Source organism: Pseudomonas sp. Marseille-Q8238 (genome assembly GCF_965111915.1).
Window position 1 is genome coordinate 665,652 of record NZ_CBCOPI010000001.1, and the last position, 21,714, is coordinate 687,365.

Consider the following 21,714-nt stretch of genomic DNA (forward strand, 5'->3'; position numbering starts at 1 on the left):
AGGCAAGAGGTTCACTGTCGTGGCTAAAGAAAAGTTTGAACGTAACAAACCGCACGTCAACGTAGGCACCATCGGTCACGTTGACCACGGTAAAACTACCCTGACCGCTGCTCTGACTCGCGTGTGCTCCGAAGTATTCGGTAGCGCCAAGGTCGACTTCGACAAGATCGATAGCGCCCCTGAAGAAAAAGCGCGCGGCATCACCATCAACACTGCGCACGTAGAGTACGACTCGTCCGTACGTCACTACGCGCACGTTGACTGCCCGGGTCACGCTGACTATGTGAAGAACATGATCACCGGTGCTGCCCAGATGGACGGCGCGATCCTGGTTTGCTCCGCTGCTGACGGCCCGATGCCGCAGACTCGCGAGCACATCCTGCTGTCCCGTCAGGTAGGTGTTCCGTACATCGTGGTCTTCCTGAACAAGGCTGACATGGTGGATGACGCTGAGCTGCTGGAACTGGTCGAGATGGAAGTTCGTGACCTGCTGAGCACTTACGACTTCCCGGGCGACGACACTCCGATCATCATCGGTTCCGCGCTGATGGCTCTGAACGGCCAGGACGACAACGAGCTGGGCACCAGTGCCGTCAAGAAGCTGGTTGAGACTCTGGATGTCTACATCCCTGAGCCGGTTCGTGCTATCGACCGTCCGTTCCTGATGCCGATCGAAGACGTATTCTCGATCTCCGGCCGCGGTACTGTAGTTACCGGTCGTGTCGAGCGCGGTATCGTCAAGATCCAGGAAGAAATCGAAATCGTTGGTCTGCGTGACACCACCAAGACCACCTGCACCGGCGTTGAAATGTTCCGCAAACTGCTCGACGAAGGTCGTGCTGGCGAGAACTGCGGCGTCCTGCTGCGCGGCACCAAGCGTGATGACGTCGAGCGTGGTCAGGTTCTGGCCAAGCCGGGCACCATCAAGCCGCACACCAAGTTCGAAGCTGAAGTGTACGTCCTGTCCAAAGAAGAAGGCGGTCGTCACACTCCGTTCTTCAAGGGCTACCGTCCGCAGTTCTACTTCCGTACCACTGACGTAACTGGTTCGTGCGAACTGCCAGAAGGCGTTGAGATGGTAATGCCGGGCGACAACGTGAAAATGGTTGTCACCCTGATCAAGCCGATCGCCATGGAAGATGGTCTGCGTTTCGCGATTCGCGAAGGCGGCCGTACCGTTGGTGCTGGTGTTGTTGCCAAGATCGTCGAGTAATCGAAGATCGCGGTAAAGAAAAGGCCCTTCGGGGCCTTTTCTGTTTTCTGTGCGGACGTTGACACCTTAGGGGTGCATCCGTACAATCACGCCTCCTTTTAACGGGCGTAGTCCGTCCGTTGGGGATAGCAGAGTTAGAGTCTGAGGTCAAAATGCAAAACCAACAAATCCGTATTCGGTTGAAGGCTTTTGACCATCGCCTGATCGATCAATCTACCCAGGAAATCGTGGAAACCGCGAAACGTACTGGTGCTCAGGTGCGTGGTCCTATTCCTCTGCCTACTCGCAAGGAGCGTTTCACTGTACTGGTCTCTCCGCACGTCAACAAAGACGCGCGCGATCAGTATGAGATTCGCACTCATAAGCGTGTGCTGGACATCGTTCAGCCGACCGACAAAACCGTCGATGCGCTGATGAAGCTTGATCTTGCGGCTGGCGTGGAAGTGCAGATCAGCCTCGGCTAAAACCTTGGGGTTTTAGTCGTGTAACGCTCTGAAATGGGCGGCCATAGCGGGTGAAAGCCCCGTACACTCATGAGGTTTACAACATGACTATTGGTGTAGTCGGGCGTAAGTGCGGCATGACCCGCATTTTCACCGAAGAAGGTGTCTCCATTCCGGTCACGGTCATTGAGATCGAGCCGAATCGCGTCACTCAGTTCAAAAATGAAGAGAGCGATGGCTATCGCGCTGTGCAGGTTACCGTTGGTGAGCGTCGTGCTTCCCGCGTGACCAAGGCGCAAGCAGGTCATTTTGCCAAGGCAAAAGTCGCTGCTGGTCGTGGTGTCTGGGAATTCCGTCTTGAAGAAGGCGAATACCAGGCTGGCGATCAGATCACTGCTGAGTTGTTCCAGGCTGGTCAACTGGTGGATGTCACCGGTGAATCCAAGGGTAAAGGCTTTGCCGGTACCATCAAGCGCTGGAACTTCCGTGGTCAAGACAATACCCACGGCAACTCCGTCTCCCACCGCGTCCCGGGCTCCATTGGCCAGTGCCAGACTCCTGGTCGTGTATTCAAGGGCAAGAAAATGTCCGGTCACCTGGGCGCTGAGCGCGTGACCGTGCAGTCCCTGGAAGTTGTGCGCGTCGACGTTGAACGCAATCTGCTGCTCGTCAAAGGTGCTGTTCCTGGCGCTACTGGCGGCAACCTGGTTGTGCGTCCGGCTGTCAAGGCTCGCGGTTAAGGGGAGATGCTGAGATGCAATTGAATGTAAATAACGCTCAGGCGATCGAAGTCTCCGAAGTCACCTTCGGTAGCGATTACAACGAGACCCTGGTTCACCAGGCCGTTGTCGCTTACATGGCTGGTGGTCGTCAGGGTAGCAAGCAGCAGAAGACCCGTTCCGACGTGGCTGGTGGCGGTAAGCGTCCGTGGCGTCAGAAAGGTACTGGTCGTGCTCGTGCCGGTACCACGCGTGGTCCGATCTGGCGTGGCGGTGGCGTGACTTTCGCTGCGCGTCCGCAGAACCATGATCAGAAGCTCAATAAGAAGATGTATCGCGCCGCTCTGCGCTCGATTCTCTCCGAGCTGGTTCGTGCTGATCGTCTGGTTGTCGTTGAAGACTTCGCTGTTGATGCACCGAAAACCAAGGTTCTCCTGAACAAGCTGAATGGCCTGGGTCTGAACGACGTTCTGATCGTGTCCGACGCTGTTGATCAGAACCTGTACCTGGCTGCGCGCAACCTGCCGCACGTCGACGTACGTGACGTTCAAGGTTCGGATCCGGTCAGCCTGATCGCCTACGACAAGGTGTTGATCACCGTGTCCGCCGTGAAGAAATTCGAGGAGCTGCTGGGATGAACCAGGAACGCGTATTCAAAGTGCTGGTTGGCCCGCATGTCTCCGAGAAAGCCACTGTGCTGGCGGACGGCAAGAGCCAATTCGTTTTCAAGGTTGCCACTGATGCAACCAAGCTGGAAATCAAGAAGGCCGTCGAAAGCCTGTTCAACGTGAAAGTGGCTGCTGTTAATACCGTGAACGTTCTCGGTAAAAGCAAGCGCACCGCTCGCGGTCTGGGCAAGCGTAACGACTGGAAGAAGGCGTACATCGCTCTTCAGCCGGGCCAGGATATCGATTTCGCCAGCAGTGCTGAGTAAGGTAGGGGTGCATCATGGCAATCGTTAAATGCAAACCGACTTCCGCTGGCCGCCGTTTCGTGGTCAAGGTGGTCAATCAGGAGCTGCACAAAGGCGCTCCTTATGCTCCGCTGCTCGAGAAGAAGTCGAAGACTGGCGGCCGTAACAACAACGGTCGTATCACTACTCGTCATATCGGTGGTGGTCACAAGCAGCATTACCGTCTGGTCGATTTTCGTCGCAATGACAAAGATGGCATCCCAGCCACTGTCGAGCGTATCGAATATGACCCGAACCGTACCGCGCACATCGCGCTGCTGAAATATGCAGACGGCGAGCGTCGTTACATCATCGCGCCGAAAGGTGTGAGCGCTGGTGATCAACTGGTCGCTGGTGCTGCTGCGCCGATCAAGGCTGGTAACAGCATGTCGCTGCGCAACATCCCGGTAGGTTCGACCGTTCATGGTATCGAGCTGAAACCAGGTAAAGGTGCTCAGATCGCGCGTTCGGCTGGTGCTTCGGCTCAGTTGGTTGCTCGTGAAGGCGCTTACGTCACCCTGCGTCTGCGCTCCGGCGAGATGCGTAAAGTACTGGCTGAGTGCCGTGCGACCCTGGGCGAAGTCTCGAACTCCGAGCACAGCCTGCGTTCGCTGGGTAAAGCGGGTGCCAAGCGCTGGCGCGGTGTTCGCCCGACCGTTCGCGGCGTGGCGATGAACCCGGTAGACCACCCACACGGTGGTGGTGAAGGTCGTACCTCTGGTGGCCGTCATCCGGTGTCTCCATGGGGCTTCCCGACTAAGGGCGCGAAGACTCGTGGTAACAAACGCACCGACAACATGATCGTCCGTCGTCGCAAGTAACTAGAGGGATACGACAGTGCCGCGTTCTCTGAAAAAAGGTCCTTTTATCGATCTTCACCTACTGAAGAAGATCGAAGTGGCGGTGGAAAAGAACGATCGCAAGCCGGTTAAAACCTGGTCGCGTCGCTCCATGATCCTGCCGCAAATGGTCGGTCTGACCATTGCTGTGCATAACGGTCGTCAACATGTCCCGGTCCTCGTGAACGAAGACATGGTCGGCCACAAACTCGGCGAGTTCGCTGGTACCCGCACTTATCGTGGGCACGTGGCGGACAAGAAAGCCAAGCGTTAAGGGGTAAGGAAAGATGGAAGTAGCCGCTAAGTTGTCGGGCGCTCGAATCTCCGCCCAGAAAGCCCGCTTGGTCGCCGACCAGATCCGCGGGAAGAAGGTGGGCGAAGCGCTCAACCTGTTGGCTTTCAGCAGTAAGAAAGCCGCCGAGATCCTGAAAAAAGTGCTGGAGTCGGCTGTAGCCAACGCCGAGCACAACGAAGGCGCAGACGTTGATGACCTGAAGGTCAGCACTGTTTTCGTCAACGAAGGGCGTTCGCTGAAGCGCATCATGCCGCGTGCCAAAGGCCGCGCTGATCGCATCGTCAAGCGGTCTTGCCATATCACTGTCAAGGTTGCGGACAAGTAACGGAGTCGATCAGATGGGTCAGAAAGTACATCCCACTGGCATTCGCCTGGGAATCGTCAAGGAGCACACCTCCGTTTGGTACGCAGACAAGCGTCAATACGCTGATTACCTGTTTGCCGACCTGAAGGTTCGTGAGTACCTCCAAGACAAACTAAAAAGCGCGTCCGTAAGCCGTATCGACATCGCTCGTCCGGCTCAGACTGCACGCATCACCATCCACACCGCTCGTCCCGGCATCGTGATCGGCAAGAAAGGTGAAGATGTTGAGAAGCTGCGTCAGGACCTGACCAAGCAAATGGGTGTGCCGGTGCACATCAACATCGAAGAGATCCGCAAGCCGGAGCTCGACGGTCTGTTGGTAGCGCAGAGCGTTGCTCAGCAGCTGGAGCGTCGTGTGATGTTCCGCCGCGCCATGAAACGTGCCGTACAAAACGCCATGCGTATTGGTGCCAAGGGCATCAAGATCCAGGTGAGCGGTCGTCTTGGCGGTGCAGAAATCGCCCGTACCGAATGGTATCGCGAAGGTCGTGTGCCGCTGCACACCCTGCGTGCCGATATCGATTACGCCACTTACGAAGCTCACACCACTTACGGTGTGATCGGTGTAAAGGTTTGGATCTTCAAAGGCGAGGTCATCGGTGGCCTCAAAGAAGAGCTGAAACCTCAAGCACCTGCTCCTCGTAAAAAAGCTGCCAAGTAAGGAGTACGCAAAATGCTGCAACCAAAGCGTACAAAATTCCGCAAGCAGATGACTGGCCACAACCGTGGTCTGGCTCAGCGCGGTAGCAAAGTCAGCTTCGGCGAATTCGCCCTGAAAGCTGTTGCACGTGGTCGCCTGACTGCTCGTCAGATCGAATCGGCCCGTCGTGCCCTGACTCGTCACGTTAAGCGTGGCGGTAAAATCTGGATCCGTGTATTCCCGGACAAGCCAGTTACCAAAAAGCCCCTCGAAGTTCGTATGGGTAAAGGTAAGGGTGGCGTCGAGTACTGGGTAGCACAGATCCAGCCGGGCAAGGTGCTGTACGAGATCGAAGGTGTTCCAGAAGAGCTGGCGCGTGAGGCATTCGCCCTGGCTGCTGCAAAGCTGCCCCTCGCCACCTCCTTTGTTAAGCGGACGGTGATGTGATGAAAGCGAATGAACTTCGTGAAAAATCGGTTCAGCAGCTGAACGAGCAACTGCTCGGTCTGCTGCGCGACCAGTTCAATCTGCGTATGCAGAAAGCTACTGGTCAGTTGGGGCAGTCTCACCTGCTCTCGCAAGTGAAGCGCGACATTGCTCGCGTGAAGACTGTGCTCAACCAGCAGGCAGGTAAGTAATCATGGCTGAAGCTGAGAAAACCGTCCGCACGCTGACTGGCCGCGTCGTCAGCGACAAGATGGACAAGACCATTACCGTTCTTATCGAGCGTCGCGTTAAGCACCCGATCTACGGTAAATACGTGAAGCGTTCGACCAAGCTGCACGCCCACGACGAAACCAACCAGTGCAAGATCGGCGACAAGGTCACTATCCGTGAGACCCGTCCGCTGGCCAAGACCAAAACTTGGGCACTGGTCGAAGTCGTCGAACGTGCCGTGGAAGTCTAAGGACTAGGGGTCGGAGAAATATATGATTCAGACTCAATCCATGCTCGACGTCGCTGATAACAGCGGCGCTCGTCGCGTTATGTGCATCAAGGTTCTTGGTGGTTCGCACCGTCGTTATGCCGGTATTGGCGACATCATCAAGGTCACCGTCAAGGAAGCAATTCCGCGCGGTAAGGTGAAGAAAGGCCAAGTGATGACTGCTGTCGTAGTCCGCACTCGTCACGGCGTGCGTCGCCCTGACGGCTCGATCATTCGCTTCGACGGTAACGCTGCTGTTCTGCTGAACAACAAGCAAGAGCCGATCGGTACCCGTATCTTTGGCCCGGTGACTCGCGAGCTTCGTTCTGAGAAGTTCATGAAGATCGTCTCGCTCGCCCCTGAAGTGCTCTAAGGAGATCCGACATGCAAAAGATTCGTCGTGACGACGAGATCATCGTGATCGCCGGCAAGGACAAAGGTAAGCGCGGTAAGGTGCTGAAGGTACTCGCTGACGACCGTCTGGTCGTTGGTGGGATCAACCTGGTCAAGCGTCATACCAAGCCGAACCCGATGTCGGGCGTTCAAGGCGGTATCGTCGAGAAAGAGGCGCCTCTGCACGTCTCTAACGTCGCCATCTTCAACGGCGAAACCAACAAGGCTGACCGCGTTGGCTTCAAGGTCGAAGACGGCAAAAAAATTCGTGTCTTCAAGTCCACCCAGAAGCCGGTTGGCGCTTGAGAATCATAGGTAGAACACCATGGCACGACTGAAAGAGATTTACCGGAAAGAAATCGCTCCCAAGCTGAAGGAAGAACTGACGCTGGGCAACGTGATGGAAGTTCCGCGTGTTACCAAGATCACCCTGAACATGGGTCTTGGTGAAGCGATCGGTGACAAGAAGGTCATCGAGCACGCTGTTGCCGACCTGGAAAAAATCACCGGTCAAAAGCCTGTCGTTACTTTCGCCCGCAAATCTGTTGCTGGCTTCAAGGTGCGTGAAGGTTGGCCGATCGGTGTCAAGGTGACACTGCGTGGCGATCGTATGTACGAATTCCTGGATCGCCTGCTCGCGATCTCCCTGCCGCGCGTGCGTGACTTCCGCGGCCTGAATGCCAAGTCCTTCGATGGTCGTGGCAACTACAGCATGGGCGTCAAAGAGCAGATCATTTTCCCGGAAATCGATTACGACAAGATCGATGCGCTGCGTGGTCTGGATATCACCCTGACTACTACTGCCCGTACGGATGATGAAGGTCGCGCTCTGCTGCGTGCTTTCAAATTCCCGTTCCGCAACTGATTGGAGTTGGAACATGGCTAAAATGAGCATGAAAAACCGTGAGCTGAAGCGTCAGCAAACGGTCGCCAAGTACGCCAAGAAGCGTGCCGAGCTGAAGGCTGTCATCGCCAACCCTAACTCCACTGGGGAGCAGCGTTGGGAAGCCCAGGTAGCCCTGCAAAAGCAACCGCGTGACGCGAGCGCCAGCCGCCTGCGTAACCGTTGCCGCATCACTGGCCGTCCGCACGGTGTTTACCGCAAGTTCGGCCTCGGCCGTAACAAGCTGCGTGAAGCAGCAATGCGCGGTGATGTACCGGGTCTGGTCAAGGCCAGCTGGTAAGAAACAACAAAGCCGGCCTAGTGCCGGCTTTGTCTTTCTTTGAATCAAGCCCCTTTGGGGCTTGATTCATTTTTGATCGGTCTCTAGAATGTCCGGCTCTCCCGAGCCAGGCATTCTTTTTGCCGGTTCTGGGATGGTTCCAGCCGAGAGGCTGTTCTTTTTGTTTAGGAGCATCTAGCCCATGAGTATGCAGGACCCGTTAGCGGACATGCTAACTCGTATCCGTAATGCCCAGATGGCTGAAAAGTCCGTCGTAAGCATGCCGTCTTCCAAGCTGAAGGTGGCTGTAGCCAAAGTTCTGAAAGACGAAGGTTATATTGCGGGTTATCAGATCAGCAGCGACGCCAAGCCGCAGCTGTCCATCGAGCTGAAGTACTTCGAAGGCCGTCCGGTCATCGAGGAAGTGAAGCGCGTCAGCCGTCCTGGTCTGCGTCAGTACAAGCCCGTCGAGCAACTGCCGAAAGTTCGTGGCGGTCTCGGTGTATCCATCGTCTCCACCAACAAAGGTGTGATGACGGATCGCGCTGCGCGCGCTGCCGGTGTCGGCGGCGAAGTGCTTTGCACTGTGTTCTAAGGGGGGATAAGCATGTCTCGCGTTGCTAAGAACCCCGTAAAGCTGCCGGCAGGTGTCGAGGTCAAACTCGCTGGTCAGCAGCTCTCGGTCAAGGGTGCCAAGGGCGCTCTCGAACTGAACGTACACGCCTCCGTGGAAGTGACCCAGGAAGCTGGTGAACTGCGTTTTGCTGCCCGTAACGGTGATCAGCAGAATCGTGCCATGGCCGGTACCACCCGTGCGCTGGTCAACAATATGGTCATTGGCGTAAGCCAGGGCTTCGAGCGCAAGCTGCAACTGGTCGGCGTGGGTTACAAAGCCCAGGCCAAAGGTCAGGTGCTGAACCTTGCTCTTGGCTTCTCGCATCCGGTGGATTACGAACTGCCGCAAGGCATCACTGCTGAAACCCCTAGCCAGACCGATATCCTGATCAAGGGCATCGACAAACAACTGGTTGGTCAGGTGGCTGCTGAGATCCGCGACTTCCGTCCGCCAGAGCCTTATAAAGGCAAGGGTGTGCGTTACGCTGACGAAGTCGTCCGTCGTAAAGAAGCTAAGAAGAAGTAGGGCATAGCAAATGAGCGTAAAGAAAGAAACTCGTCTGCGTCGCGCTCGCAAGGCACGCCTGAAAATGCGCGAGCTGGAAACCGTACGCCTGTGTGTGTATCGCTCTTCCCAGCACATCTACGCCCAGGTCATTTCGGCCGACGGCGGCAAGGTTCTGGCAAGTGCCTCGACCTTGGACAAAGAACTGCGTGATGGTGCCTCCGGCAACGTTGACGCGGCCAAAAAGGTAGGCCAACTGGTTGCCGAGCGTGCGAAAGCCGCTGGCGTTACCCAGGTTGCGTTCGATCGTTCTGGCTTCAAGTACCACGGCCGTGTGAAAGCGCTGGCTGATGCTGCTCGTGAAGGCGGGCTGGAGTTCTAAGTTATGGCAAATCACGAGCAAAGACGCGATCGCGATAATCGCGACGACAGCCGCGACGAAGGCTACATCGAGAAGCTGGTTCAGGTTAACCGCGTTGCCAAGACCGTCAAAGGCGGCCGTATCTTCACCTTCACCGCGTTGACCGTGGTAGGTGATGGTAAGGGTCGTGTTGGCTTCGGTCGTGGCAAGTCGCGCGAAGTACCTGCTGCCATTCAGAAAGCGATGGAAGCTGCGCGTCGTAACATGATTCAGGTCGACCTGAACGGCACTACTCTGCAGTACCCGATGAAAGCCGTGCACGGTGCCTCGCGCATCTTCATGCAGCCGGCTTCGGAAGGTACCGGTATCATCGCCGGCGGCGCCATGCGTGCCGTGCTGGAAGTGGCTGGTGTGCAGAACGTTCTGGCCAAGTGCTATGGCTCTACCAACCCGGTGAACGTGGTTCATGCCACATTCAAAGGCTTGAAAGCCATGCAGTCTCCTGAGTCGATTGCTGCCAAGCGCGGCAAGAGTGTTGAGGAGATCATCTGATCATGGCTACCGTCAAAGTAACACTGATCAAAAGCGTGTCGGGCCGTATCCCTAACCACAAACTGTGCGTTAAGGGTCTGGGTCTGCGTCGCATCGGTCACACTGTAGAAGTCCAGGATACTCCCGAGAATCGCGGGATGATCAACAAGGCGTACTACATGCTGCGCGTCGAGGGTTAATCGATGAAACTCAATGATCTGAGTCCAGCGCCGGGTTCCCGTCGCGAGAAACATCGTCCGGGTCGTGGTATCGGTAGCGGCTTGGGCAAGACCGGTGGCCGCGGCCACAAAGGTCAAACCTCCCGTTCCGGTGGCACCATTGCTCCGGGCTTCGAGGGTGGCCAGCAGCCGCTGCATCGTCGTTTGCCGAAGTTCGGCTTCGTTTCCCTGAAAGCCATGGATCGCGCTGAAGTGCGCACGTCCGAGCTGGCCAAGGTGGAAGGCGATGTCGTAACTGTGCAATCGCTGAAGGATGCCAATCTGATTAACCAAAACGTACGGCGTGTGAAAGTCATGCTGTCCGGTGAAGTTACTCGTGCGGTCACCCTGAAAGGTATCGCCGCCACCAAAGGTGCGCGTGCGGCCATCGAAGCAGCTGGCGGTAAGTTCGAGGACTAAATGGCTAAGCAAGGTGCTCTCTCTGCGCTCAGCAATGGCGGGTTGTCCGAGCTCTGGGCTCGGCTGCGTTTTCTGTTCCTGGCGATCATCGTCTATCGGATCGGTGCGCATATTCCGGTTCCCGGGATAAACCCTGACCGGCTGGCGGATCTGTTCCGACAGAATGAGGGGACCATTCTTAGCCTGTTCAACATGTTTTCCGGTGGCGCGCTGGAGCGGATGAGCATCTTTGCACTGGGGATCATGCCGTACATCTCGGCATCGATCATCATGCAGCTGATGACGGCCGTCAGCCCGCAGCTGGAGCAGTTGAAGAAGGAAGGGGAAGCTGGCCGTCGCAAGATCAGCCAGTACACCCGCTACGGCACCCTGGTGCTGGCTTTTGTTCAGGCTGTCGGCATGTCCGTCGGCCTGGCCAGTCAGGGTGTGGCCTTCTCGGTTGATTTCGGCTTCCACTTCGTGGCGGTGTCGACCTTCGTGGCCGGCGCAATGTTCATGATGTGGCTGGGCGAGCAGATCACTGAGCGGGGTGTCGGTAACGGCATCTCCATGCTGATCTTCGCTGGTATCGTTGCCGGTCTGCCGAGTGCCATCGGGCAATCGTTCGAGTCTGCGCGTCAGGGCGATATCAATATCTTCGCGTTGATAGGTATTGCGCTCCTGGCTGTTGCGATCATCGGTTTCGTGGTGTTCATCGAGCGTGGCCAGCGTCGTATTGCTGTGCATTACGCCAAGCGTCAGCAGGGCCGCAAGGTTTTCGCTGCGCAGACCAGCCACTTGCCGTTGAAGGTGAACATGGCGGGTGTTATCCCGGCCATCTTTGCCAGCAGTCTGCTGCTGTTCCCGGCTTCGCTGGGAACCTGGTTCGGCCAAAGCGAAGGCATGGGCTGGATGCAGGACGTCGCGCAGGCGTTGGCTCCGAGCCAGCCGTTGTACATCTTGCTGTTTAGTGCAGGGATCATCTTCTTCTGCTTCTTCTATACGGCGCTGATGTTCAACCCGAAAGACGTAGCGGAAAACCTGAAGAAGTCCGGTGCCTTTATTCCGGGTATTCGTCCAGGCGAGCAGTCGGCACGCTATATCGATGGCGTACTGACTCGTTTGACCATGTTCGGTGCCCTGTACATGACGGCTGTTTGTCTGCTGCCGCAGTTTCTGCAGGTTGCAGCCAACGTACCGTTTCACCTTGGCGGGACCTCGTTGCTGATCGTGGTCGTGGTTGTGATGGACTTTATGTCTCAAGTGCAATCTCACCTCGTTTCGCACCAGTACGAATCCCTGATGAAGAAAGCCAACCTGAAGGGCTATGGCGGCGGCATGCTCCGCTGATCATGTTCCCGTAAGGTTCTAGGAGTTACTGATGAAAGTTCGTGCATCGGTCAAAAAGCTGTGCCGTAACTGCAAGATCATCCGCCGCGAAGGTGTTATTCGCGTGATCTGCAGCGCGGAACCGCGTCACAAGCAGCGCCAAGGCTGAGTGTGAACCACGCGTAATGAGCCCGGCAGCTAGTGCGCTGCCGGGTTGATTCTTTGTTATTACAGCGTTAATATCGCGCGCCCTATTTCTTGGCTTCCAGGGCGTGGGTAGCTGTCAATTGGAGTTTCACTGAATGGCCCGTATTGCAGGCGTCAACATTCCAGATAACAAGCACACTGTTATCTCGCTGACCTACATCTACGGTGTTGGTCGCACGACTGCGCACAAAATCTGCGCAGTAACCGGCGTCAACCCGGCGGTAAAGATCAAGGATCTCTCTGACGAGCAGATCGAGCAGCTGCGTGGCGAAGTATCCAAGCTCACCACTGAAGGTGACCTGCGCCGCGAAATCAACATGAAAATCAAGCGTCTGATGGACCTGGGCTGCTATCGCGGTCTGCGTCATCGCCGCGGCCTCCCGGTCCGTGGTCAGCGCACCAAGACCAACGCGCGCACCCGTAAGGGCCCGCGTAAGCCGATCCGCAAGTAATTGCGCCCGCGAATCGACAGGAAATAAGTCATGGCTAAGCCTGCTGCTCGTACTCGTAAGAAAGTCAAAAAGACAGTGGTTGATGGGATCGCCCATATCCACGCGTCTTTCAACAACACCATCGTTACCATCACCGACCGTCAAGGTAATGCCCTGTCCTGGGCTACCTCCGGTGGTTCGGGTTTCCGCGGCTCCCGTAAGAGCACCCCGTTCGCTGCCCAGGTGGCTGCCGAGCGTGCTGGTCAAGCAGCCCTGGAATATGGCCTGAAGAACCTCGACGTGAACGTCAAGGGCCCAGGTCCTGGTCGCGAATCCGCTGTGCGCGCTCTGAACGCCTGCGGCTACAAAATCGCCAGCATCACCGACGTGACGCCAATCCCGCACAACGGGTGCCGTCCGCCGAAGAAGCGTCGCGTGTAATAGGAGACAGTGAAGAATGGCTCGTTACATTGGTCCCAAATGCAAACTGTCTCGTCGTGAAGGCACCGATCTCTTCCTGAAGAGTGGTGTGCGCGCGCTTGAATCCAAATGCAACATCGAAGCGGCTCCTGGCCAGCACGGCGCTCGCCGTGGTCGTCAGTCCGACTACGGTACCCAGCTGCGCGAGAAGCAGAAAGTTCGTCGTATCTACGGTGTTCTGGAACGTCAGTTCAGCGGTTACTACAAGCTGGCTGCCAGCCGTAAGGGCGCTACCGGCGAAAACCTCCTGCAACTGCTCGAGTGCCGCCTGGATAACGTGATTTACCGTATGGGCTTTGGCGCTACTCGTGCCGAATCCCGTCAGCTGGTATCGCACAAAGCGATCACCGTAAACGGTTCGACCGTGAACGTTCCGTCCTACCAGGTCAAAGCTGGTGACGTCGTAGCCGTTCGCGAAAAGGCAAAGAACCAGCTGCGCATCGTGCAAGCTCTCGAGCTTTGCGCCCAGCGCGGTCGCGTTGAGTGGGTGGAAGTTGACACTGAGAAGAAATCGGGCGTGTTCAAAAGCGTTCCGGCTCGCAGTGATCTGTCCGCCGACATCAACGAAAGCCTGATTGTCGAGCTCTACTCCAAGTAAGGGCTAGAAAATAGGTGCATCCATGCAGATTTCGGTAAATGAGTTCCTGACCCCCCGCCATATCGATGTGCAGGTGGTCAGTCCGACCCGTGCCAAGATCACCCTCGAGCCTCTCGAGCGTGGTTTTGGCCATACCCTGGGCAACGCGCTGCGTCGCATCCTGTTGTCCTCCATGCCTGGCTGTGCAGTAGTCGAGGCCGAGATTGACGGTGTACTCCATGAGTACAGCGCCATCGAAGGTGTGCAGGAAGACGTCATTGAAATCCTGCTGAACCTGAAAGGTCTGGCAATCAAGCTGCACGGTCGTGACGAAGTCACCCTGACTCTGGCCAAGAAGGGCTCGGGTGTGGTCACTGCTGCCGATATTCAGCTGGATCACGATGTCGAGATCGTCAACGGCGATCACGTTATCGCCAACCTGGCGGCTAACGGCGCTCTGAACATGAAACTCACCGTGCGTCGTGGCCGTGGCTACGAGCCGGCTGACGCTCGTCAGAGCGACGAAGACGAAAGCCGTAGCATCGGCCGCCTGCAGCTGGACTCCTCGTTCAGCCCGGTGCGCCGTGTTGCTTATGTCGTCGAGAACGCCCGTGTTGAGCAGCGCACCAACCTGGACAAGCTGGTCATCGACCTGGAGACCAACGGTACTCTGGATCCTGAAGAGGCTATCCGTCGTGCCGCGACCATCCTGCAACAGCAGCTGGCCGCGTTCGTCGACCTCAAGGGTGATAGCGAGCCGGTTGTGGTTGAGCAGGAAGACGAGATCGATCCGATCCTGCTGCGTCCGGTTGACGATCTTGAACTGACCGTTCGTTCGGCCAACTGCCTGAAGGCGGAGAACATCTACTACATCGGCGACCTGATCCAGCGTACCGAAGTAGAGCTGTTGAAGACTCCGAACCTGGGCAAGAAGTCCCTGACCGAGATCAAGGACGTCCTGGCCTCCCGTGGTCTGTCCCTCGGCATGCGCCTCGATAACTGGCCGCCGGCAAGCCTGAAGAAAGACGATAAGGCGACTGCCTGATCGTCACGATCACCGAACTTGAAGTTTGGTAAGGAATTTAACCATGCGTCATCGTAAAAGTGGCCGTCACCTGAGCCGCACCAGCGCACACCGCAAGGCCATGTTCCAGAACATGGCGGTGTCGCTGTTCGAACACGAGCTGATCAAAACCACCCTGCCGAAAGCCAAGGAACTGCGCCGCGTTGCCGAGCCGCTGATCACCCTGGCCAAGGAAGACAGCGTTGCCAACCGTCGTCTGGCCTTCGACCGTACTCGTTCGAAAGCCATCGTTGGCAAACTGTTCAACGATCTGGGCAAGCGTTACGCCACCCGTCAAGGCGGCTATCTGCGTATCCTCAAGTGCGGTTTCCGCGCTGGTGACAACGCACCGATGGCCTACGTTGAGCTGGTTGACCGTCCGGTCGGCGGCGCAGCTGTAGATGCCGAATAAGACGTAACCGTCTGCGAAGAACCGGGCCTGGTGCCCGGTTTTTTGTGCCTGTTAGATTAGTAAAAAGCTATCGATATACTGAAATCTATATATTTGTCGATTGAGTGGTTCTCGCTAATACTCTCTTCAAGCCGTAGCAACGGTATGTCCAAGCCTGAAGATGGAGAAAGCCGATGAGCCAGAAGACGATCCTGACAACTGCCAGTGGCGCCCCGGTTGCCGATAACCAGAATTCCCGCAGTGCCGGCCCGCGTGGTCCGCTGTTGTTGGATGATTTCCACCTGGTGGAAAAGCTTGCCCACTTCAACCGGGAAGTGATTCCTGAGCGTCGTGTGCATGCCAAGGGTTCGGGGGCTTATGGCACCTTTACCGTGAACCGCGATATCACGGCCTACACCAGCGCCAAACTGTTCGCGCGGGTGGGTAAGCAGACCCCGGTATTTCTGCGTTTTTCCACGGTTGGTGGTGAGCGGGGCTCGGCTGATACCGAGCGTGATCCACGTGGCTTTGCTCTGAAGTTCTATACCGAGGAAGGCAACTGGGACATCGTTGGCAATAACACCCCGGTGTTCTTCATCCGCGATCCGCTGAAGTTCCCCGACTTCATTCATACCCAGAAGCGCCTGCCGCAGAGCAACCTGAAAAGTCCGCAGATGATGTGGGACTTCTGGTCGCACTCACCTGAGGCGTTGCACCAGGTGACCATCCTGTTCTCGGATCGCGGGATCCCGGATGGCTACCGGCACATGCACGGCTTCGGCAGCCATACCTATAGCCTGATCAATGCCCAGGGCGAGCGGCATTGGGTGAAGTGGCACTACAAGACCAAGCAGGGCATCAAGAATCTGCCGCCTGCGGAAGCGGCACGCCTGGCGGGGACGGACCCGGATTACGCCCAGCGCGATCTGTTCGGTGCGATCGAGCGCGGTGACTTCCCGAAATGGCGGGTCTGCATACAGATCATGACCGAGGCGCAGGCGGCCGCGCACCACGAGAACCCTTTCGACGTAACCAAGACCTGGTCGCAGAAGGAGTACCCGTTGATCGAAGTGGGTGAGCTGGAACTCAATCGCAATCCGCTGAACTACTTCGCGGAAGTCGAGCAGGCGGCCTTTGCGCCGAGCAACATGATTCCCGGCGTGGGCCTCTCTCCGGACCGGATGCTGCAAGGTCGTGTCTTCGCCTACGCCGATGCCCATCGCTATCGTGTAGGTACCAACCACCAGCAGTTGCCGGTGAACGCGCCACTGAGCCCGGTGCACAATTACCAGCGTGATGGGGCGATGCGTTTCGATGGTAACAATGGTGCTGCGCCGAACTATGAGCCGAACAGCTATGACCAGGCGCCCAAGCAGGCTCCCGAGTACCGCGAACCGGCCCTGCCGTTGAGTGGCGCTGCAGATCGTTACGATCATCGTGAGGATGGCGATTACTACAGCCATGCCGGTGCGTTGTTCCGGCTGATGAGCGATGAGCAGAAGGCCCTGCTGATCGACAACATTGTCGGTGCGATGAGTTCGGTCAGCGAAGATGTCCAGCGTCGCCAGCTGGAGCATTTCCGCAAGGCTGATCCGGCTTATGGGGCTGGCGTGGCCAAAGGCCTCGGTCTCTGATTTTCCTGCAAGCCTGAGCCACCCCGGTGACGCGTAGTTGCGTCATCGGGGTTTTCTGTTTCTCGGCATCCCCATCCTGTGGATGCCATTCAGCAACATGCCGGCCTTCTTCGCCTACGGGCGTTCCAGAATCTGTGGGCCTGGTCCCTGTTGGCCCAGCACGTCTCCGGGGTTGCGCAGCGGGCATTGCTCCAGCGACAGGCAACCACAACCAATGCAGTTATCCAGCTCATCGCGCAGGCGCGTCAGGCGCTGGATGCGTTCGTCGAGCAGGGCCCGCCATTGGGAGGACAGTGCTTTCCACTGCGCGGCACTGAGCTTTCTGCCGGGGACGTACGGCCCCAGGGTCTGGCGGATTTCCTCCAGCGGAATCCCCGTGCGTTGTGCCACTTTGATGATAGCGATGTAGCGCAGGACGGTCGCGGGAAAGCGGCGCTGGTTGCCGGCACTGCGCGAGCCTTCGATCAGACCTTTGGCTTCATAGAAGTGCAGGGTAGAGATCGGTACACCACTGCGTTTGGCGACTTCTCCAATGCTGAGCGAGCGGACGGAGTCGCTGCTGGAATCCCCTGGCATGGCTGTTGACCTCAAGTTTAGTTGAGGTTTTATAGTGCCTGCCGCTGGGCCTGGCAAGTATCTGTCAGCTCGGTCACCTGCTCGTCGCTTGGAGTAGGTGAACTGTCGGGAGCCATGAGTTATGCGGTGGGCTGTAGCGTTGAAGGCGTGTGGGGATTGGTCGGTCATTCTCGACCCAGGTACAGGTGTGTGGCGAGAGTTCGGTGGGTGGGCGTCGCCGGGTTCGATCGTCCTAACGATGCGGAGGCAGCCATGAGAAATCGTCTACTCCTTGGCCTGCTCGGTCTCTTTGTACTGCTGGCAATTGGCGCCGGGGTGCGGCTGGCATCTGCTTCCAAGCAGGCGGCGGCTATGACTTATCCGCCCACCAAGGTCGCCCTGGCGCCGGTTACGCGCAGCGAGGTATCCCGACGTGTGGCTGGCATCGGCGAGCTGGAAGCGGTGCGCCAGGTGCAGGTCGCTGCCGAAAGCGGAGGGCGGGTCACGCGCATCGCCTTCGAGTCAGGGCAGGCAGTCAGTGCCGGACAGCTGTTGGTGCAACTGAATGATGCGCCTGAGCGGGCGGAGCTGATTCGCGCGCAGGCACAACTGCGCAATGCCGAAATCCTGCATGCCCGCATGCGCAAGCTCATTACCACCAACGCGGTATCCCATGAGCAGCTCGACAACGCCCAGGCTGCGCGCGAGATGGCCTTGGGTGCCCTGCGTCACACCCAGGCGCTGATCGAGCAGAAAGCCATCCGTGCGCCGTTCGACGGCGTCATCGGCATCCGCCGCGTGCATCAGGGGCAGTACCTCAATCCTGCCGACGCAGTGGCAAGCCTGGCGGATGTGCGCACGCTGAATGTGAACTTTGCGCTGGATGAACAGGCCAGCCCCGGCCTTGCTGTCGGTCAGGCGGTCGAGGTGCTGGTCGACGCCTACCCCGGGCAGGTGTTCCGCGCGGAGCTGAGCGCGATCGACCCGATGATCACTGCCTCGCGGATGGTGCAGGTGCAGGCCCGGTTGAACAACATGCAGGGGCTGCTGCGGGGCGGTATGTACGCCCGGGTGCGCGTCACGCAGGGGGAACACCGTTCGGTGCTTACGGTGCCTGAAACGGCGGTGACCTATACCGCCTACGGTGAAAGTGTGTTCCTTGCCCAGCCGACCGACGCGCACGGATGGGTGGCCAGGCGGGTCGCCGTTCACGTCGGAGAGCGTTATGGCGGTCGAGTGGAAATCGACAGTGGCGTGAGTGAGGCCGATCAGGTAGTGACTTCCGGGCAGATCAAGCTGAGTGACGGCATGGCGTTGCAGGCGACGGTCGACAGCCTGGCCCAGCCCGCTACAGGCGCAGAGGCGAACGATGAAGTTCACTGATCTGTTTGTCCGCCGGCCGGTACTTGCCCTGGTCGTCAGTACCCTGATCCTGCTGTTCGGCATCCTGGCGCTGAGCCAGTTGCCGATCCGCCAGTACCCGATGCTGGAAAGCTCGACCATTACCGTGTCCACGGAGTATCCGGGCGCTTCTTCCGAATTGATGCAGGGGTTCGTGACGCAGCCGATTACCCAGGCCGTGTCGTCCGTGGAGGGGATCGATTACCTCACCACGGCCACCGTACAGGGGCGCAGCCTGGTGACGCTGCGCATGCAACTGAACCGTGACTCGACCCAGGCGCTGACCGAGGTGATGGCCAAGGTCAACCAGGTTCGCTACAAGCTGCCCGAGCAGGCTTATGACCCGGTGATCGAACGCTCTGCGGGCGACTCCACGGCCGTGGCGTATGTCGGCTTCTCCAGCGACAGCCTGGCCACGCCGGCCTTGACCGAGTACCTGAAGCGCGTCGTGGAACCGGTGTTTTCCAGTATCGAGGGCGTGGCCAAGGTAGAGGTGTTCGGCGGGCAGCAATTGGCCATGCGCCTGTGGCTGGACAGTGATCGCCTGGCCGGACATGGCCTGACCGCCAGCGATGTGGCCGAGGCGGTGCGGCGCAACAATTACCAGGCGGCGCCGGGCAAGGTGAAAGGGCAGTACGTGGTTTCCAATGTGCGGATCAACACCGATCTGACCAGTGTCGAGGAGTTTCGTGACCTGGTGGTCCGCAACGATGGCCATGGCCTGGTACGGCTGCGGGACATCGGCACCGTGGAGCTGGGGGCGGCGGCCACGGAAACCAGCGCCTACATGGATGGTGTGCCGGCAGTGCACCTTGGCTTGTTCCCCACGCCGGGTGGCAACCCGCTGGTGATCGTGGAGGGTATTCGCCAGGCGTTGCCGGAGATCGAGAAAACCCTGCCGCCGGGTGTGCAGGTGCAGCTGGCATTCGAGACGGCGCGGTTTATCCAGGCGTCGATCGACGAGGTGATGAAGACGTTGCTGGAGGCCCTGGTGATCGTCGTGCTGGTGATCTACCTGTGCCTGGGCTCGTTGCGCAGCGTGCTGATTCCGGTGGCGACCATTCCCCTGTCGATGCTCGGGGCGGCTGGGTTGATGCTGGCGTTCGGCTTCAGCGTCAACCTGCTGACCTTATTGGCGATGGTTCTGGCCATTGGCCTGGTGGTGGACGATGCCATCGTGGTGGTGGAGAACGTGCACCGGCATATCGAAGAGGGCAAGTCGCCGGTCGCCGCAGCACTGATCGGCGCGCGTGAGGTGGCTGGGCCGGTGATCGCGATGACCCTGACCCTGGCGGCGGTCTACGCGCCCATCGGCCTGATGGGCGGGCTGACCGGCGCCCTGTTCAAGGAGTTCGCCCTGACCCTGGCGGGCGCAGTGGTGGTGTCGGGCGTGGTGGCACTGACCTTGTCGCCGGTGATGAGCTCTTTCCTGCTGCCGGCCAAGCAAAGCGAAGGGCGCATGGCCCATGCCGCGGAGTGGTTCTTCGGCGGCCTGACCCGGCGCTATGGGCGCTTGCTGGATCTCTCGCTGCGGCATCGCAGCGTAAGCATCGGCCTGGCACTGCTGGTCTTCCTCAGCCTGCCGCTGCTCTACCAGTTGCCGCAACGTGAACTGGCGCCGAGTGAGGACCAGGCCAACATACTGACGGCAATCAAGTCGCCGCAGCACGCCAACCTCGATTACGCGGAGCATTTCGGCAGACGGCTGGATGAGGTCTACCGGAGCATTGCGGAGACCGAGAGCACCTGGATCATCAATGGTACCGATGGCCCCAGCTCGAGCTTCGGCGGCATCAACCTGTCGACATGGACCGCGCGCGAGCGGCCGGCCTCGGCGATTCAGGCCGAGTTGCAGCAGGCCGTTGGCGATATCGAGGGCAGCAGCATTTTCGCTTTCCAGTTGGCGGCGTTGCCTGGTTCCACCGGTGGCCTGCCGGTGCAGATGGTGCTGCGCAGCGCGCAGGATTACCCGCAGCTCTACCAGAGCATGGAGGACATCAAGCAACGAGCGCGGGCCAGTGGGCTGTTCAGCGTGGTCGACAGTGACCTGGACTACAACAACCCGGTCGTTCAGGTGCGGATCGACCGGGCCAAGGCCAACAGCCTGGGCATTCGCATGCAGGACATAGGCGAATCCCTGGCGGTGCTGGTGGGGGAGAACTACCTGAACCGCTTCGGCATGCAGGGGCGTGCCTATGACGTGATCCCGCAAAGCCTGCGCGAGCAGCGTCTTACGCCGCAGGCGCTGGCCAGCCAGTACGTGCGCAGCCAGGACCAGACGCTGGTGCCGTTGTCGGCGCTGGTGCAGGTGTCGGTGCAGGTCGAGCCTAACCGGCTGACCCAGTTCAACCAGCAGAACGCGGCGACCCTGCAGGCCATCCCCGCGCCGGGGGTGTCGCTGGGCGAGGGCGTGGCGTTTCTGGATGACCTCGCACGGAACCTGCCGGCAGGCTTCAGCCATGACTGGCAGTCCGATGCGCGTCAGTACATGCAGGAGGGCAGCGCGCTGGTGTTCGCTTTCCTCGCGGCGCTGGTGATCATCTACCTGGTGCTGGCGGCGCAGTACGAGAGCCTGGTCGATCCGCTGATCATCCTCATCACTGTGCCGCTGTCGATCTGTGGCGCCTTGTTGCCGCTGGCGCTGGGCTGGGCCAGCTTGAACATCTACACACAGATCGGCCTGGTGACGCTGATCGGCCTGATCAGCAAGCACGGCATTTTAATGGTCGAGTTCGCCAACGAACTGCAGGCTCATGAGGGGCTGTCGCGTCAGGCGGCGATATTGCGTGCGGCGCAGATTCGCCTGCGTCCGGTGTTGATGACCACGGCAGCAATGGTATTCGGCCTGGTGCCGTTGCTGTTCGCCAGCGGGGCAGGAGCCAGCAGCCGCTTCGGCCTTGGCCTGGTGATCGTATCCGGCATGCTGATCGGCACGCTGTTCACCCTGTTCGTGCTGCCGACCCTGTACACCTTGCTGGCGCGCAATCATGCGCAAACGGCAATGACGGCGCGCAGCCGGCAACTGGCCGAGGCAGAGGCCTGAGGCTTGTTTTTGCGGTTCGATACGGGGA

Annotated in this window: 33 protein-coding genes; 32 read left to right on the forward strand and 1 reads right to left on the reverse strand. The window is 58.5% G+C overall.

All coding sequences use genetic code 11. The features are described from left to right. Positions 1-19 precede the first annotated feature (19 nt). The 30 genes from tuf (at position 20) to ACWPW0_RS03040 (ending at position 16,687) form a co-directional block, all read left to right on the forward strand. A complete protein-coding gene (gene tuf / locus ACWPW0_RS02895) occupies positions 20-1,213 on the forward strand; it encodes an elongation factor Tu (RefSeq protein WP_447588830.1) in 1,194 nt (397 codons plus the stop codon). 152 nt (positions 1,214-1,365) lie between these two features. Beyond that, positions 1,366-1,677, forward strand: a complete 312-nt coding sequence (gene rpsJ / locus ACWPW0_RS02900; protein ID WP_003186070.1) for a 30S ribosomal protein S10 — start codon at positions 1,366-1,368, stop codon at positions 1,675-1,677. Between the two features lie 83 nt (positions 1,678-1,760). Next, the gene (gene rplC, locus ACWPW0_RS02905; protein ID WP_447588849.1) at positions 1,761-2,396 is read left to right on the forward strand and encodes a 50S ribosomal protein L3; all 636 of its coding nucleotides are present in this window, start codon (positions 1,761-1,763) and stop codon (positions 2,394-2,396) included. Positions 2,397-2,410: 14 nt separating this feature from the next. Further along, positions 2,411-3,013 (forward strand): 50S ribosomal protein L4, encoded by a 603-nt coding sequence (rplD, locus tag ACWPW0_RS02910; RefSeq protein WP_447588851.1) that lies wholly within the window; start codon positions 2,411-2,413, stop codon positions 3,011-3,013. Beyond that, a complete protein-coding gene (gene rplW, locus ACWPW0_RS02915; protein WP_447588853.1) occupies positions 3,010-3,309 on the forward strand; it encodes a 50S ribosomal protein L23 in 300 nt (99 codons plus the stop codon). Before rplD ends, rplW begins: the two co-directional genes overlap by 4 nt. 14 nt (positions 3,310-3,323) lie before the next feature. Beyond that, entirely contained in the window at positions 3,324-4,148 is an 825-nt protein-coding gene (rplB, locus tag ACWPW0_RS02920; protein WP_447588855.1) for a 50S ribosomal protein L2, read from the forward strand. A gap of 16 nt (positions 4,149-4,164) precedes the next feature. Continuing rightward, on the forward strand, positions 4,165-4,440 hold the full coding sequence (gene rpsS / locus ACWPW0_RS02925; RefSeq protein ID WP_010486981.1) for a 30S ribosomal protein S19: 276 nt from the start codon (positions 4,165-4,167) through the stop codon (positions 4,438-4,440). A gap of 13 nt (positions 4,441-4,453) precedes the next feature. After that, entirely contained in the window at positions 4,454-4,786 is a 333-nt protein-coding gene (gene rplV, locus ACWPW0_RS02930) for a 50S ribosomal protein L22 (protein ID WP_002555485.1), read from the forward strand. 13 nt (positions 4,787-4,799) lie between these two features. Next, positions 4,800-5,486: a 30S ribosomal protein S3 gene (gene rpsC / locus ACWPW0_RS02935; protein ID WP_160082938.1), complete on the forward strand. Its 687-nt coding sequence runs from the start codon at positions 4,800-4,802 to the stop codon at positions 5,484-5,486. Positions 5,487-5,498: 12 nt separating this feature from the next. Continuing rightward, positions 5,499-5,912, forward strand: coding sequence for a 50S ribosomal protein L16 (rplP, locus tag ACWPW0_RS02940; RefSeq protein WP_160082936.1), 414 nt, complete (start codon positions 5,499-5,501; stop codon positions 5,910-5,912). Continuing rightward, positions 5,912-6,103 carry a 50S ribosomal protein L29 gene (rpmC, locus tag ACWPW0_RS02945; protein ID WP_016490538.1) on the forward strand — a complete coding sequence of 64 codons (192 nt, stop codon included), beginning with the start codon at positions 5,912-5,914 and terminating at the stop codon, positions 6,101-6,103. Before rplP ends, rpmC begins: the two co-directional genes overlap by 1 nt. A 2-nt stretch (positions 6,104-6,105) precedes the next feature. Next, positions 6,106-6,372 (forward strand): 30S ribosomal protein S17, encoded by a 267-nt coding sequence (gene rpsQ, locus ACWPW0_RS02950; protein WP_447588860.1) that lies wholly within the window; start codon positions 6,106-6,108, stop codon positions 6,370-6,372. 22 nt (positions 6,373-6,394) lie between these two features. Next, positions 6,395-6,763, forward strand: coding sequence for a 50S ribosomal protein L14 (rplN, locus tag ACWPW0_RS02955; RefSeq protein ID WP_003289207.1), 369 nt, complete (start codon positions 6,395-6,397; stop codon positions 6,761-6,763). Between the two features lie 11 nt (positions 6,764-6,774). Further along, positions 6,775-7,089, forward strand: coding sequence for a 50S ribosomal protein L24 (gene rplX, locus ACWPW0_RS02960; protein WP_447588862.1), 315 nt, complete (start codon positions 6,775-6,777; stop codon positions 7,087-7,089). A gap of 19 nt (positions 7,090-7,108) precedes the next feature. Continuing rightward, on the forward strand, positions 7,109-7,648 hold the full coding sequence (gene rplE, locus ACWPW0_RS02965; protein ID WP_447588864.1) for a 50S ribosomal protein L5: 540 nt from the start codon (positions 7,109-7,111) through the stop codon (positions 7,646-7,648). Between the two features lie 13 nt (positions 7,649-7,661). After that, entirely contained in the window at positions 7,662-7,967 is a 306-nt protein-coding gene (gene rpsN / locus ACWPW0_RS02970) for a 30S ribosomal protein S14 (protein WP_447588866.1), read from the forward strand. 181 nt (positions 7,968-8,148) lie between these two features. Then, entirely contained in the window at positions 8,149-8,541 is a 393-nt protein-coding gene (gene rpsH / locus ACWPW0_RS02975; protein WP_437884582.1) for a 30S ribosomal protein S8, read from the forward strand. Between the two features lie 12 nt (positions 8,542-8,553). Then, entirely contained in the window at positions 8,554-9,087 is a 534-nt protein-coding gene (gene rplF / locus ACWPW0_RS02980; RefSeq protein ID WP_447588868.1) for a 50S ribosomal protein L6, read from the forward strand. Between the two features lie 10 nt (positions 9,088-9,097). After that, positions 9,098-9,448 (forward strand): 50S ribosomal protein L18, encoded by a 351-nt coding sequence (gene rplR, locus ACWPW0_RS02985; protein ID WP_447588870.1) that lies wholly within the window; start codon positions 9,098-9,100, stop codon positions 9,446-9,448. Between the two features lie 3 nt (positions 9,449-9,451). Further along, positions 9,452-9,979, forward strand: a complete 528-nt coding sequence (rpsE, locus tag ACWPW0_RS02990) for a 30S ribosomal protein S5 (RefSeq protein ID WP_447588872.1) — start codon at positions 9,452-9,454, stop codon at positions 9,977-9,979. A gap of 2 nt (positions 9,980-9,981) precedes the next feature. Further along, a complete protein-coding gene (gene rpmD / locus ACWPW0_RS02995; protein ID WP_008089798.1) occupies positions 9,982-10,158 on the forward strand; it encodes a 50S ribosomal protein L30 in 177 nt (58 codons plus the stop codon). Positions 10,159-10,161: 3 nt separating this feature from the next. Continuing rightward, positions 10,162-10,596 carry a 50S ribosomal protein L15 gene (rplO, locus tag ACWPW0_RS03000; RefSeq protein ID WP_160082916.1) on the forward strand — a complete coding sequence of 145 codons (435 nt, stop codon included), beginning with the start codon at positions 10,162-10,164 and terminating at the stop codon, positions 10,594-10,596. Further along, entirely contained in the window at positions 10,597-11,925 is a 1,329-nt protein-coding gene (gene secY / locus ACWPW0_RS03005) for a preprotein translocase subunit SecY (RefSeq protein WP_447588875.1), read from the forward strand. 31 nt (positions 11,926-11,956) lie between these two features. Next, positions 11,957-12,073, forward strand: a complete 117-nt coding sequence (rpmJ, locus tag ACWPW0_RS03010; protein WP_101497939.1) for a 50S ribosomal protein L36 — start codon at positions 11,957-11,959, stop codon at positions 12,071-12,073. 133 nt (positions 12,074-12,206) lie between these two features. Next, positions 12,207-12,563 (forward strand): 30S ribosomal protein S13, encoded by a 357-nt coding sequence (gene rpsM / locus ACWPW0_RS03015; protein WP_447588877.1) that lies wholly within the window; start codon positions 12,207-12,209, stop codon positions 12,561-12,563. Positions 12,564-12,593: 30 nt separating this feature from the next. Then, entirely contained in the window at positions 12,594-12,983 is a 390-nt protein-coding gene (gene rpsK, locus ACWPW0_RS03020) for a 30S ribosomal protein S11 (protein ID WP_021702690.1), read from the forward strand. Between the two features lie 16 nt (positions 12,984-12,999). Continuing rightward, entirely contained in the window at positions 13,000-13,620 is a 621-nt protein-coding gene (gene rpsD / locus ACWPW0_RS03025; protein WP_447588879.1) for a 30S ribosomal protein S4, read from the forward strand. A gap of 22 nt (positions 13,621-13,642) precedes the next feature. Continuing rightward, positions 13,643-14,644: a DNA-directed RNA polymerase subunit alpha gene (locus ACWPW0_RS03030; RefSeq protein ID WP_447588881.1), complete on the forward strand. Its 1,002-nt coding sequence runs from the start codon at positions 13,643-13,645 to the stop codon at positions 14,642-14,644. A gap of 43 nt (positions 14,645-14,687) precedes the next feature. After that, the gene (rplQ, locus tag ACWPW0_RS03035) at positions 14,688-15,074 is read left to right on the forward strand and encodes a 50S ribosomal protein L17 (RefSeq protein ID WP_160082900.1); all 387 of its coding nucleotides are present in this window, start codon (positions 14,688-14,690) and stop codon (positions 15,072-15,074) included. A 173-nt stretch (positions 15,075-15,247) separates the two neighbouring features. Beyond that, positions 15,248-16,687: a catalase gene (locus ACWPW0_RS03040; RefSeq protein WP_454254383.1), complete on the forward strand. Its 1,440-nt coding sequence runs from the start codon at positions 15,248-15,250 to the stop codon at positions 16,685-16,687. A 114-nt stretch (positions 16,688-16,801) separates the two neighbouring features. On the opposite strand, the gene soxR is transcribed toward ACWPW0_RS03040, so the two are convergent. Next, positions 16,802-17,263, reverse strand: coding sequence for a redox-sensitive transcriptional activator SoxR (soxR, locus tag ACWPW0_RS03045; RefSeq protein WP_454254384.1), 462 nt, complete (start codon positions 17,261-17,263; stop codon positions 16,802-16,804). A gap of 252 nt (positions 17,264-17,515) precedes the next feature. On the opposite strand from soxR, the gene ACWPW0_RS03050 reads away from it, so the two are divergent. Together ACWPW0_RS03050 and ACWPW0_RS03055 are read left to right on the forward strand one after the other, a co-directional pair. Beyond that, positions 17,516-18,625: an efflux RND transporter periplasmic adaptor subunit gene (locus tag ACWPW0_RS03050; protein ID WP_454254385.1), complete on the forward strand. Its 1,110-nt coding sequence runs from the start codon at positions 17,516-17,518 to the stop codon at positions 18,623-18,625. After that, the gene (locus ACWPW0_RS03055; RefSeq protein WP_454254386.1) at positions 18,612-21,686 is read left to right on the forward strand and encodes a MexW/MexI family multidrug efflux RND transporter permease subunit; all 3,075 of its coding nucleotides are present in this window, start codon (positions 18,612-18,614) and stop codon (positions 21,684-21,686) included. The genes ACWPW0_RS03050 and ACWPW0_RS03055 overlap by 14 nt, the downstream gene beginning before the upstream one ends. Positions 21,687-21,714 lie beyond the last annotated feature (28 nt).

Coding starts and splice junctions, on each gene's coding strand:
- rpsJ (WP_003186070.1), top strand. CDS start 1,366: ATGCAAAACCAACAAATCCGTATTCGGTTGAAGGCTTTTGACCATCGC.
- rplC (WP_447588849.1), top strand. CDS start 1,761: ATGACTATTGGTGTAGTCGGGCGTAAGTGCGGCATGACCCGCATTTTC.
- rplD (WP_447588851.1), top strand. CDS start 2,411: ATGCAATTGAATGTAAATAACGCTCAGGCGATCGAAGTCTCCGAAGTC.
- rplW (WP_447588853.1), top strand. CDS start 3,010: ATGAACCAGGAACGCGTATTCAAAGTGCTGGTTGGCCCGCATGTCTCC.
- rplB (WP_447588855.1), top strand. CDS start 3,324: ATGGCAATCGTTAAATGCAAACCGACTTCCGCTGGCCGCCGTTTCGTG.
- rplV (WP_002555485.1), top strand. CDS start 4,454: ATGGAAGTAGCCGCTAAGTTGTCGGGCGCTCGAATCTCCGCCCAGAAA.
- rpsC (WP_160082938.1), top strand. CDS start 4,800: ATGGGTCAGAAAGTACATCCCACTGGCATTCGCCTGGGAATCGTCAAG.
- rplP (WP_160082936.1), top strand. CDS start 5,499: ATGCTGCAACCAAAGCGTACAAAATTCCGCAAGCAGATGACTGGCCAC.
- rpmC (WP_016490538.1), top strand. CDS start 5,912: ATGAAAGCGAATGAACTTCGTGAAAAATCGGTTCAGCAGCTGAACGAG.
- rpsQ (WP_447588860.1), top strand. CDS start 6,106: ATGGCTGAAGCTGAGAAAACCGTCCGCACGCTGACTGGCCGCGTCGTC.
- rplN (WP_003289207.1), top strand. CDS start 6,395: ATGATTCAGACTCAATCCATGCTCGACGTCGCTGATAACAGCGGCGCT.
- rplX (WP_447588862.1), top strand. CDS start 6,775: ATGCAAAAGATTCGTCGTGACGACGAGATCATCGTGATCGCCGGCAAG.
- rplE (WP_447588864.1), top strand. CDS start 7,109: ATGGCACGACTGAAAGAGATTTACCGGAAAGAAATCGCTCCCAAGCTG.
- rpsN (WP_447588866.1), top strand. CDS start 7,662: ATGGCTAAAATGAGCATGAAAAACCGTGAGCTGAAGCGTCAGCAAACG.
- rpsH (WP_437884582.1), top strand. CDS start 8,149: ATGAGTATGCAGGACCCGTTAGCGGACATGCTAACTCGTATCCGTAAT.
- rplF (WP_447588868.1), top strand. CDS start 8,554: ATGTCTCGCGTTGCTAAGAACCCCGTAAAGCTGCCGGCAGGTGTCGAG.
- rplR (WP_447588870.1), top strand. CDS start 9,098: ATGAGCGTAAAGAAAGAAACTCGTCTGCGTCGCGCTCGCAAGGCACGC.
- rpsE (WP_447588872.1), top strand. CDS start 9,452: ATGGCAAATCACGAGCAAAGACGCGATCGCGATAATCGCGACGACAGC.
- rpmD (WP_008089798.1), top strand. CDS start 9,982: ATGGCTACCGTCAAAGTAACACTGATCAAAAGCGTGTCGGGCCGTATC.
- rplO (WP_160082916.1), top strand. CDS start 10,162: ATGAAACTCAATGATCTGAGTCCAGCGCCGGGTTCCCGTCGCGAGAAA.
- secY (WP_447588875.1), top strand. CDS start 10,597: ATGGCTAAGCAAGGTGCTCTCTCTGCGCTCAGCAATGGCGGGTTGTCC.
- rpmJ (WP_101497939.1), top strand. CDS start 11,957: ATGAAAGTTCGTGCATCGGTCAAAAAGCTGTGCCGTAACTGCAAGATC.
- rpsM (WP_447588877.1), top strand. CDS start 12,207: ATGGCCCGTATTGCAGGCGTCAACATTCCAGATAACAAGCACACTGTT.
- rpsK (WP_021702690.1), top strand. CDS start 12,594: ATGGCTAAGCCTGCTGCTCGTACTCGTAAGAAAGTCAAAAAGACAGTG.
- rpsD (WP_447588879.1), top strand. CDS start 13,000: ATGGCTCGTTACATTGGTCCCAAATGCAAACTGTCTCGTCGTGAAGGC.
- ACWPW0_RS03030 (WP_447588881.1), top strand. CDS start 13,643: ATGCAGATTTCGGTAAATGAGTTCCTGACCCCCCGCCATATCGATGTG.
- rplQ (WP_160082900.1), top strand. CDS start 14,688: ATGCGTCATCGTAAAAGTGGCCGTCACCTGAGCCGCACCAGCGCACAC.
- ACWPW0_RS03040 (WP_454254383.1), top strand. CDS start 15,248: ATGAGCCAGAAGACGATCCTGACAACTGCCAGTGGCGCCCCGGTTGCC.
- soxR (WP_454254384.1), bottom strand. CDS start 17,263: ATGCCAGGGGATTCCAGCAGCGACTCCGTCCGCTCGCTCAGCATTGGA.
- ACWPW0_RS03050 (WP_454254385.1), top strand. CDS start 17,516: ATGAGAAATCGTCTACTCCTTGGCCTGCTCGGTCTCTTTGTACTGCTG.
- ACWPW0_RS03055 (WP_454254386.1), top strand. CDS start 18,612: ATGAAGTTCACTGATCTGTTTGTCCGCCGGCCGGTACTTGCCCTGGTC.